Annotated in this window: 7 protein-coding genes; 6 read left to right on the top strand and 1 reads right to left on the bottom strand. The window is 72.9% G+C overall.

From position 1 onward, the window contains the following. Nucleotides 1-218: 218 nt before the first annotated feature. From ACZ4U1_RS19430 to ACZ4U1_RS19420, 3 genes are all read left to right on the top strand, one after another. Complete coding sequence (locus ACZ4U1_RS19430) at nt 219-935, top strand: helix-turn-helix transcriptional regulator (protein WP_467904637.1); 717 nt, start codon at nt 219-221, stop codon at nt 933-935. 32 nt (nt 936-967) lie between these two features. Then, complete coding sequence (locus tag ACZ4U1_RS19425; protein WP_467904635.1) at nt 968-1,504, top strand: DUF3291 domain-containing protein; 537 nt, start codon at nt 968-970, stop codon at nt 1,502-1,504. A 71-nt stretch (nt 1,505-1,575) separates the two neighbouring features. Further along, nucleotides 1,576-4,368 (top strand): SpoIIE family protein phosphatase, encoded by a 2,793-nt coding sequence (locus ACZ4U1_RS19420; protein ID WP_467904634.1) that lies wholly within the window; start codon nt 1,576-1,578, stop codon nt 4,366-4,368. A 213-nt stretch (nt 4,369-4,581) separates the two neighbouring features. On the opposite strand, the gene ACZ4U1_RS19415 is transcribed toward ACZ4U1_RS19420, so the two are convergent. Then, entirely contained in the window at nt 4,582-4,860 is a 279-nt protein-coding gene (locus tag ACZ4U1_RS19415; protein ID WP_467395398.1) for a GlsB/YeaQ/YmgE family stress response membrane protein, read from the bottom strand. Between the two features lie 273 nt (nt 4,861-5,133). Here ACZ4U1_RS19415 and ACZ4U1_RS19410 point away from each other — a divergent pair, with 273 nt between their 5' ends. The 3 genes from ACZ4U1_RS19410 to ACZ4U1_RS19400 all read left to right on the top strand — a co-directional run bounded on the left by ACZ4U1_RS19410 (nt 5,134) and on the right by ACZ4U1_RS19400 (nt 10,539). Next, entirely contained in the window at nt 5,134-6,324 is a 1,191-nt protein-coding gene (locus ACZ4U1_RS19410; protein ID WP_467904632.1) for a carboxylate-amine ligase, read from the top strand. 151 nt (nt 6,325-6,475) lie between these two features. After that, a complete protein-coding gene (locus ACZ4U1_RS19405) occupies nt 6,476-8,257 on the top strand; it encodes an N-acetylglutaminylglutamine amidotransferase (protein WP_467904631.1) in 1,782 nt (593 codons plus the stop codon). Then, on the top strand, nt 8,233-10,539 hold the full coding sequence (locus ACZ4U1_RS19400) for a S9 family peptidase (protein WP_467904629.1): 2,307 nt from the start codon (nt 8,233-8,235) through the stop codon (nt 10,537-10,539). The genes ACZ4U1_RS19405 and ACZ4U1_RS19400 overlap by 25 nt, the downstream gene beginning before the upstream one ends. Nucleotides 10,540-10,583: the final 44 nt, after the last annotated feature.

The raw sequence follows: 10,583 nt of genomic DNA, 5'->3' as shown, positions 1-10,583 counted from the left end.
TGGCGACGGGAGCTGCGCCATGCTGGAGGGCCTGCTGGGACACGGTCGTTCCCTCTCGTCACATTCGTCGGACGTCCCAGATTCTGCTGAGGGCAACTGACGCCGAACTGACGCTCCGCTGACGGCAGGCCGCGCGGGCGTCCGCGCCCGTCGCGTACGGGGGAACCACGGGGGAACCCCTTTCTATCTCTAACCCGGATTGTTCATAGAATGGCCGGGTGGAGGACATCGACTCGATCGCACTGTTGCAGGATCCGGTGCGGCGCCGCCTGTACGAGTACGTGGCGGCACAGGGCCGCGAGGTCGGCCGCAACGAGGCCGCCGAGGCAGCCGGGGTGGCACGCACGCTCGCCGCGCACCACCTGGACAAGCTGACCGAGGCCGGCTTGCTGGAATCCGGCAGCCGCCGGCTGACGGGCCGCTCGGGGCCGGGGGCCGGCCGCCCCGCCAAGGTGTACACGCGGGCCCGGGTCGAACGGTCGGTGTCGCTGCCCGCCCGCGACTACCGCACCGCTGCCGAACTGCTCGCCGAAGCGGCCGAGCAGGCCGGGCTGGACGCCGGACTCTGCGCGGCCGCGCGTCGCCGGGGTGAGGCACTGCGCGGCTCGGCGGCACCCTGCAAAAGCCTCGAAGACGCCATGCAGGTGCTGGCCGCCCGCGGTTACGAACCGCACCTCGAAGGCACCGAGAGCACCGACGCCGTCCAGGCCGCCGAAGGCACCCAAGGGACGACCGGGGCGGCCGCACCCGTCGTCCGGATGCGCAACTGCCCCTTCCACGCCGTCGCCGAACGCTTCCCGCCACTTGTCTGCGGCATGAATCTCGCGCTGCTGGAGGGGTTGCTCGGCACCGACGGTTCCGTCCGCGCCCGCATGGCCGCCCGGCCCGGAGAGTGCTGCGTAGTGGTCGAGTCTTCTAAAAACAACGGTGATTGACATAGAAAGCGGGGGCGTGCTGGGATGAGGCCATGACCGCATCCGCGCATGCCGCCCACCTCGCCGAACTGAACGTCGCCACGCTCCGACACCCCTTCGACGACCCGCGCATGACGCCGTTCGTCGAGATGCTCGACCCGGTCAACTCCGCCGCCGACAGCGCTCCCGGCTTCGTATGGCGACTCGTGGAGGAGGGGACGGCCGACGCCACCGGCCTGCGCCCGGCGGGCGAGGACGTCATCGTCAACCTGTCCGTGTGGGAGACCCAGGAGGCCCTGTGGGACTTCACCTACCGCAGCGGGCACCTGGAGGTCATGCGGCGGCGCCGTGAATGGTTCGAACGGCACGTCGAGGCACACCTGGTGCTCTGGTGGATCCCCGCCGGTCACCTCCCGACCGTCGACGAGGCCCTCGAGCGGCTGGCCTACCTGCGGACGCACGGGCCGTCCCCGCGCGCGTTCACCTTCGCGTCCGCGTACACCGCGGCCGAGGCCGCCCGGCACCTTCCGGCGGACTCGGCGGCGGTTCAGGCCGTCTCCACCACCACAGGCAGGCAAACGCACGTGTGAACCTGCCGGTTGAACGCGGCTGAGCAGCCACACCAAGGCAAGTGTCCTATTTGCCCGATTATCCTGGAGCTGTGGAGTCGTACCCAACTCCTTCGGGCAGCGATCAGGGCGACCGGGCACCGCTGGTCTCCGGAGTACGCCCGGAGATCCTCGCTTCCTGGCAGCGCTCACAGTCCCTCGGCATCGACCGCGAGCGGGCCGCTCTGCCGATCGAGAACGACCTGGATCCCGACTCCCGGCTGCTCAGGGCTGCGGCGCCGGTGCTGACCCGCCTGTACGAACGGTTCTCGGGCGTACCGGTGACCGTGACACTGGCCGATTCGCGGGCGCACATCGTGGACCGGTGGGGCGACCCGGCGGGTCTGGCACTGATGGACGCCGCCTCCCTGGTGCCGGGCGCCAATGTCGACGAACGGTTCATGGGAACCAGCAGCGTCAGCATGGTGCTCAGCACCCGGGCGCCGTTCGTGGTCGTGGGCCACGAACACTTTCTGCACGACCTCAAGGAACTCACCTGCATGGCGGCGCCGGTGCGCGACCCGGTGGGCGGCACCGTGCGGGGCGCGGTCAACCTCTCCGTGCCCAGGGAGCTGGCCGACCCCGGCATGGCGCTGGTCCTGCAGGACGCCGCCGAACGCATCGGGGAACGCCTGCTGGAGCTGGGCACGGCCCGCGAGCGCGAACTCACGCACTCGTTCCGCCGGGCCATGGAGCGTGGCGGGCACGCCGAGCTGGACCTCGACTCGGGAGAGCTGTCCCTGCGCGGCGGACCGCCGCCCCGCCTGGCCTCCCAGGAGCGCCTGATCCTGCTGGAGCGTGCCGTCGAGCTGATCTCCTCGCCCGGTGAGGCACTCGCCGAGGTGCCGCTTGCGGGCAGTCGCGTGGCCGTCCTGCGCCGGCGGGAGCTGCACCACGGCGACGCGGAGGGGGCGGCGGTCGAGGTCACTTTCGAGGACACCGGCGGTACGGGTACGGCACGTCCGGCTACGGCGGTCCGGGGGCCGCGCGCGCCGCTCCCGGACCGCCCCGCGGAGGCGGCGGAACCGCCCGCCGCCGGAGCCACCGACGCGTGGCTGCTGCTCGTGGGCGAGCCGGGCGTCGGCCGGCTCGCCGCCGAGGCGCGCGGACGGCTGGCCCTGCTGAACGAGGCGGGTGTCCGACTCGGCACCACCCTGGACCTGCGGCGCACCGCCGAGCAACTGGCGGAGATCAGCGTGCCGCGCTTCGCCGACCTGGTCGTCGTCGACCTGGTCGAAAGCGTCCTGGCGGGTGAGGAGCCACCGCCCGGGCCGCTGCGCCCCGGCGTACCACTGCGCCGGGTGGCCGCCTGGGCCGGCGAGGACTCCCCCGGCCTCCCGAGCGGCGGGGTGAACGAGCCGAGCGGCTACCCCGCCGGTACACCCCAGGCCCTGTGCCTGGAGAGCGGGCAGCCGGTCACGGACTCGGTGGTGACCGCCGCCCTGGCCGGATACCCGGCCGGCCGGGTGCACCCCGTCGGCTTCCTCGGCCCGGGCGAGCACTCCTACCTGGGCGCTCCGCTGTCCGCGCGGGGCTCCGTCCTCGGCCTGGCGGGGTTCTACCGCCGCGGCAGGACGAGGCCGTACGAGCAGGACGACCTGACGCTGGCGGGCGAGCTGGCGGCCCGTGCCGCGATCAGCATGGACAACGCCCGCCGCTACGGCCGCGAGCATCGCGCCTCCCTCACCCTGCAGCGCAGCCTGCTGCCGCACGCCCTGCCCCGGCTGAGCACCGTCGGCCTCGCCTCCCGCTACCTGCCCGCGGACGCCAGGTCAGGTGTGGGCGGGGACTGGTTCGACGCGATCCCGCTGTCCGGTATGCGGGTGGCGCTGGTCGTCGGCGACGTGCCCGGGAACGGGCTGCAGGCGGCGGCCACCATGGGCCGGCTGCGTACGGCGGTACGGACGCTGGCCGGTCTGGACCTGCTGCCCGAGGAGGTACTGGCCCACCTGGACGACCTGGTCAGCCGCACCCCCGACGAGGAGGTCGACGAACAGGACCCGGCAACGGGGACGACCTGCCTGTACGCGATCTACGACCCGGTGTCCTGCCGATGTACGGCGGCGACCGCCGGTCACCCGCCGCCGGCCCTGCTGACCCCGGACGGGGAGGCACGGCTGATCGACCTCCCGACCGGTCCGCCCCTCGGCCTCGGCGGGATCCAGCCGTACGAGTCCGCCACCGTCGACCTGCCCGCGGGCAGCCTGCTGACGATGTACACCGACGGCCTGCTGAAGGAGAGCCGCGGCTACGAGGACACCGAAGCGCGCACCGCGCAACTGCTGGCCTCCCTGAGGCTCGCCGGTCCGGAGCTGGAGGACACCTGCGACCGGGTCACGGACACCTTGCTGTCCAGCGGCCCGTACGACGACGTGGCCCTGCTGCTGGCCCGTGTGCACGCGCTGCCCGAGGACCGGGTGGCGTCCTGGGAACTCCCGTCCGACCCCGCGGCCGTGGCCCGGGCCAGGGCGCTGACCCGGGCCCAGCTCGCCACCTGGGGCATGTCGGAGCTGGACTTCAACACCGGGCTCGTGGTCAGCGAGTTGGTCACCAACGCCGTGCGGTACGGCGGCCCGGGGCCGGTGTGCCTGCGGTTGCTGCGCGACGAATCGCTGATCTGCGAGGTCTCGGACGGCAGCAACACCTCTCCGCGCATCAGACGCGCGGCCACGACCGAGGAGGGCGGGCGCGGCCTGTTCCTCGTGGCGCAGTTCACCAAGAGCTGGGGTGCCCGCTACATGCCGCAGGGCAAAACAGTGTGGGCCGAGCAGATTCCGCAGCTGGAGCAGCCTGCGCCCGAGACGGACGAGCAGACACTGCTGGCTCTTTTCGACGACCTCGGCTGAACCCCCGGCCGACAGGGCGAGGCCGGCGTCACTCGGGGACGGAGTCCAGGGTGGGGTAGCTGTACCGCCTGGTCCGTTCCGGTCGGCGCCGGCATGCGCCCGCGCCGCCCTTGCAGCAGGCGTGGACGGCCTGCCGCACGGCGGCGGCTCCCCCCTGCCGACCAGGGTGGGAGCCGCCTGGAGAGTTGCCGTGACGGGTACGGCATCCGTCGGTCATGCGTGACGGTGCGAGTGCCGGTTGCCGGTGATGACGCGGTAGAGCGCGAGGAGGATGAGGGAGCCGACGATCGCGGCGATCCAGGTGGACAGGTCGAAGAACCCGTCGATGGAGTCGACGCCGAAGATGACCTTGCCGAGCCAGCCGCCGAGCAGACCGCCGGCCACGCCGATGAGCATGGTGATGATGATGCCGCCGGGGTCCTTGCCGGGCATGATGGCCTTGGCGATGGCGCCGGCGAGCAAGCCGATGATGATCCACGCGATGATGCCCATGTGCCTCTCCGTCTCGTCGTGTAAAGACTGTGTTAGCTCCTCGTGTGTACCGTCTGCGCTCGCACAAACGTCCTTCCGCCGGATCGCCGACTTCTGCGCCTTCCAGGGTGGCCAGTGTGCTCATCTGTGAGGTCATGCTCTCCAAGGAGCATTCCTGCTTAGTAACGGGCCTCGTGGGAAGTCGGAGGTGCACAGCCCGCCTCCGGTGGACCGGCGGGGCGGGTCGGTTCCCGGGTGAGGCAGTCAGCGTTCGCCCGTCACCTTAGGAGTGCCGTGACCGTTCGCATCGGAGTGGAAGAGGAGTTCCACATCGTCGAGGTGGAGACGGGCCTGCTCGCGCCGCGAGCCGACACCATGCTGGAAACGCTCCCCGCCGACACCTTCACGACCGAACTGCAGCAGGCGACCGTCGAGTCGAACAGCGGTGTGCACGAGTCTCTCGCCGGCCTGTACGACGACGTGATCAGTGCCAGACGCAGGCTCGATGCCACGGCGAGCGCACACGGGCTGGCCGTGGTGGCCGCCGGTACCGTACCGCTGGCCCGCACGCAGGACACTCGCCCGACCGCCGGGCGCCGCTATCGCCACATGGTCGACGAATACCGCATGATCGCCGACGAGCAGCTGATCTGCGGAACCCACGTCCACGTCGACGTGCCCGACCGCGACCTGGCCGTGCGCCTCATGTGCGAGGTGTCCCCGTGGCTGCACGTCCTGCTGGCCCTCTCCGCCAGTTCTCCCTTCTGGCTGGGCGCCGACACCGGCTATGCCAGCTGGCGGACCATGGTGTGGCAGCGCTGGCCCACCGCGGGCCCGCCGGGATGCTTCGCCGACGCCGCCGAGTACGACGCGGCCGTGCGGTGCCTGATCGACTCCGGTGTCATCAGCGACGCGGGAATGATCTACTACGACATCCGGCCCTCCGCCCACCAGCAGACCCTCGAACTGCGCATCTGCGACGCCTGCCCCCGACCGGAAACGGTCGTGCTGGTCGCCGGGCTCTACCGCGCCCTGGCGACCGAGGCCCGCGAGCGGCTGGAGGCGGCGGACGCGCCCGTCTGCGCCGGGCGGCACGAGTGGTTGCGCGCCGCTGCCTGGCGGGCCGCGCGGTCGGGCCTGGAAGGGGCCCTGATCGATCCCGAGACCCGCCACGAGGCACCCGCCGCCCAGGTCGTCCGGCTCCTGCTGAGGCGGGTCCGCCCGGCGCTGGAGGCCGTCGGGGACTGGGACACGGTCCGGGACCTCGCGGAGCGGGCGCTCGCGACCGGCAGCGCCGCCCACCGCATGCGCCGCACCGCCGCGGAGGAGGACCTGCTCGCCTGCACCGATCTGGCGATCGCGGAGACCCGGGGCGATGACCACGCGCGCCGACGGTCCGCTGCCCCCGCCCGGCACCTCACCTCCCCGGGGCGGCCCGCCGCCCACCCCTCCGGGGCCGCCCGGGCCAGGATCGCCGGCCGCTGAGCCCGCGCCACATCCCGTACACACTCTTGTCGTGAAGGAGGAGCACCACCGTGTCCATCAGTCCCGGCCACATACCGGCGGACGGCCCGCCGCGCACCTCACCGCCGCACACCCCGTGCGACCCGTACGCGCAGGGGGGAGGTGGTTCCGGATGTGCGGCCTGAGCGGAGAGATGCGCTTCGACGGCACGCGTCCCGACCTGGCCGCCGTCGAGCGCATGAACGACCGGCTCGCCGCCCGCGGACCCGACGGCGAAGGGATCTGGTCACGGGACGCCGTAGCGCTGGGGCACCGCCGTCTGAAGATCATCGACCTCTCCGAGCGCGGGGCCCAGCCTCTGACCGACACCGAGCAGGAGATCACCGGCGTCTTCAACGGGTGCATCTACAACTACAAGGAACTCCGCGCGGAGCTGTCGGCCCTGGGCCACCGTTTCCGGTCCACCTCCGACACGGAGGTCGTCCTCGCGGCGTACCGGCAGTGGGGTACCGCCTGTGTCGACCGCTTCTACGGCATGTTCGCCTTCGCCCTCGTCGAGCACCGGACCGGCCGTCTGATCCTGGGCCGCGACCGGCTGGGCATCAAGCCCCTGTACCTGGCACAGACGCCCGGGCGGCTGCGCTTCGCCTCCTCGCTGCCCGCGCTGCTCGCGGCCGGAGACGTCGACACCTCGCTGGACCCGGCCGCCGTCCACCAGTACCTCAGCTGGCACGCGACCGTGGCCGCACCCCGGACCGTGCTGGCGGGGGTGCGCAAGCTCCTCCCGGCCACCGTGCGGGTCGTCGAGCCGGACGGCACCTACCGGGAACGCCGCTACTGGCAGCCGTCGTACACGCGCCGCCCGGAGCACGCCGGCATGGGCCCCGCCGAGTGGCGGGACGCGGTGCTGGACGCGCTGCGCACCGCCGTACGGCGGCGGATGGTCGCCGACGTCCCGGTCGGTGTCCTGCTGTCCGGAGGACTGGATTCCAGCCTGATCGTGGCCCTGCTGGCCGACGAGGGGCAGCGGGACCTGGCGACGTTCAGCGTGGGCTTCGAGGCGGAAGGCGGCGACGAGGGGGACGAGTTCCGCTACTCCGACCTGGTGGCGAGGGAGTTCGCCACCGATCACCGGCAGCTGGTGGTTCCCTCGCAGCGCGTGTCGACGGCCCTGGACGCGGCGGTCGCGGCGATGAGCGAGCCCATGATGAGCCACGACGTGGTCGCCTTCCACCTGCTGTCCGAGGAGGTCTCCAAGAGCGTCAAGGTGGTCCAGAGCGGGCAGGGCGCCGACGAGGTCTTCGCCGGCTACCGCTGGTACCCGGAACTGGCCTCCGTGGCCCGCGAGGACGAGCCGGACAGATACGCCGAGACGTACTTCGACCGGCCGCACGCCGACCTCGCCGCGATGCTGCAACCGGACATGCTGCCGCGGGACGACGTCTCCGGCCGGTTCGTCCGGGAGCACATGGCGGTGCCGGGGGCCGAGACGGCGCTCGACGCCGCCCTGCGCCTCGACACCCATGTCATGCTGGTGGACGACCCGGTCAAGCGGGTCGACAACATGACGATGGACTGGGGCCTGGAGGCCCGCGTGCCGTTCCTGGACCACGAACTGGTCGAGCTGGCGGCCGCGTGCCCGCCGGAACTGAAGCTGGCCGACGGCGGGAAGGGCGTCCTGAAGGAGGCCGGCCGCAAACTGCTGCCCCGCGAGGTGGTCGACCGTCCCAAGGGCTATTTCCCGGTCCCGGCGATCACCCACATGGCCGGACCCGTCCTGGACAGGGTGCGTGAGGCGCTGGGCGCCCCCGAGGCGAAGCGGCGCGGCCTCTTCCGGGACTCCTACGTCGCCGAACTCCTGGCGGCCCCCGACCGACACCGCACCAAGCGCGGAGCGAACGCACTGTGGCAAGTGGCTTTGCTGGAGATATGGCTGCAGACGCACGGAATCTGACCGGGGAACCCCTCGCGGTACGGCCGCCCGACAGCGGCACGGCCGGCGCCGAGCGGCCTTCCACCACCCACCCCCAGCGGACCGCCCCGCCGCCCCCGCCGGCCCCGGACGGCCGTACCGCCGCGTTCGCCGCACCCGCCCGCGTCCCGCTGCCGAACGCCTCCGGGCCGCGCGAGGCGACGACCCGGCTCATCGCGCACGGCTGCTGGTACCCCTCGGCCGACCCGGCCGGCACACAGGTCGCCTTCATCTGCGACCGAGGCGGTGTGCCGCAGCTCTGGACGGGGCCCGTCGACGGAACGGCCGTACACCTGCTCGACGACGGACCGGACCCCGTGACGGAGGTGGCCTGGTCGCCCGACGGCCGCTGGATCGCCTACACCACGGCCCCCGGCGGCGGTGAGCACACACGGGTGCTGTGTGTCCGCCCCGACGGCAGCGACCGGCACATCCTCGCCGGAGCCGAGCCGGGCAGCTCCGCCCACCTGGGCTGCTGGGCGCACGACGGGTCGGCGGTCGCGGTCACCGTCGCGGTCCCCACCGCCGTACCCGCCCCGGACGCCACGGCGGAGGCCGGTCCGCCCGGCCCCGGCCCGGCCGACGGCCTGCTGCCGGCGCCCTGGCAGGGCCGGACGGGCGACACGCAGCTCCTCGGTCCGGCAGCCCACACGGACCCTGGACCCGGACTGCCGTCGCCCCTGCTCACCGTGGAGACGACGGCGATCGGCGCACCGGGCGGCAGGACCGCCCCGGCAGCCGGATTCGGTGACGGACTGTCGGCGTACCTCATCGACCCCGACGGTGTCGCCGCCCCCGTCCTGCTCGCCGTCGAGAAGGACGCGGCGACGCTCCGCGTGTGCGATCTCAGCCGGGACGGCGCGCTCGCGCTGCTGCGCCGGGGACCCCGCGGCCGGCGCGAGGCGGTCGTGCTGCGCACCGCCGACCTGGTGACGACCTGTGTGATGCCGGTGGCCGACGGGGACCCGTGGATCGGCGGCTTCTCACCCCGCGCGGAGACCCTGTGGCTGCGCAGCAACGCCCACCGGGAGTTCGCGGTCCTTCTCGCCGCGGACCTCGACCCGGACGGGCGACCGCGCGGCTGGTCGGTCGGTGCCTCGCGTGAGGGCAGCGACCTGGAGCTGCTGCGGTGTGCCCGTGACGGCGCTTCGGCCGTGCTCGCCTGGAACGTCCGGGGCGTGAGCGAGGTGGAGGTCCTGGACACGAGTGAGGCCGGTCGGCCGGGGGCAGACGCCGGCGCGTCCGGTCGGGCCGGGCGGGGCCGGGACGCGTCCGCTCGGCCCAGGGCGGACACGGGCCCGTCCCGGCCCGTGTCCCTGCCGCACGAGGTGGTCACCCGCATCACGGACGCCGGCCCCCGGCTGCTGCTGGCCCTGTCCGGGTCCCGCCGTCGTCCCGGCATCTGGTGGCTGCCCGACGGCGCGACCCCGGTGCGCACCCCGTGGTCGTCACGCGACGAGGAAGCCGTTCCCCCGGGTCGCCCGCCCGTGCGACCGGTCCCCCTGCGTCCCACCGCCCGGGACGGGCTGCCGCTGAACGGCTGGTACTACCGCGCGCCGGGCCGCGGCCCCGGCGAACCGGCGCCCTGCGTCATCCATCTGCACGGCGGCCCCGAGGACCAGGAACGCCCCGTCCTCAATCCGCTGTACCACGAGATCCTCGGGCGAGGACTCGATGTCTTCGCACCCGACGTGCGTGGCTCCTCCGGATACGGCCGGTCGTTCGTCGACGCGGACCTGGGAAGAGGACGGTTCGCCGCGATCGACGACGTGGCGGACTGCGCCGCCCACGCGGTGCTGGCCGGCCCGGCCGATCCCGCCCGGCTGGCGGTGATGGGCCGTTCGTACGGCGGCTATCTCACGTTCGCCTCCCTGGTCTGGCACCCGGACCTCTTCCGCACCGGAGTCGCGGTCTGCGGCATGTCGGACCTCGCGACGTTCTTCGAGGGCACCGAACCCTGGATCGCCCAGTCGGCGGCCCACAAGTACGGCCATCCCGAACGCGACCGTGAACTGCTGCGGGCGCTGTCACCGATGAGCCGTATCGACGCGCTGCGGGCACCGGTGCTCGCCGTGCACGGGGAGCACGACACCAATGTGCCGCCGCGGGAGTCGGAGCAGTTCGTCCGGGCGGCGCGCGAGCGCGGTGTGACCGCCGAACTGCTCACGCTGCTCGACGAAGGCCACGAGTTCCTCCGCGCCGACAACCGCCGGTTCTTCCGTCGTGCCGCCGCCGACTGGTTGCAACGGCACCTGAGCGGCTGACCGCCGTGCCCGGGGTACTCGGCCGGGGGCGGGGGTACCCAGGA

This window comes from Streptomyces sp. NPDC028928 (assembly GCF_055564915.1).
Note: the sequence above shows the minus strand (reverse complement) of the source record. Positions and strands in the feature narration are given on the sequence as shown.

Excerpts from the sequence above, each read along its gene's own strand:
- ACZ4U1_RS19405 (WP_467904631.1), top strand. The coding sequence starts at position 6,476 with ATGTGCGGCCTGAGCGGAGAGATGCGCTTCGACGGCACGCGTCCCGAC.
- ACZ4U1_RS19400 (WP_467904629.1), top strand. The coding sequence starts at position 8,233 with ATGGCTGCAGACGCACGGAATCTGACCGGGGAACCCCTCGCGGTACGG.
- ACZ4U1_RS19415 (WP_467395398.1), bottom strand. The coding sequence starts at position 4,860 with ATGGGCATCATCGCGTGGATCATCATCGGCTTGCTCGCCGGCGCCATC.
- ACZ4U1_RS19425 (WP_467904635.1), top strand. The coding sequence starts at position 968 with ATGACCGCATCCGCGCATGCCGCCCACCTCGCCGAACTGAACGTCGCC.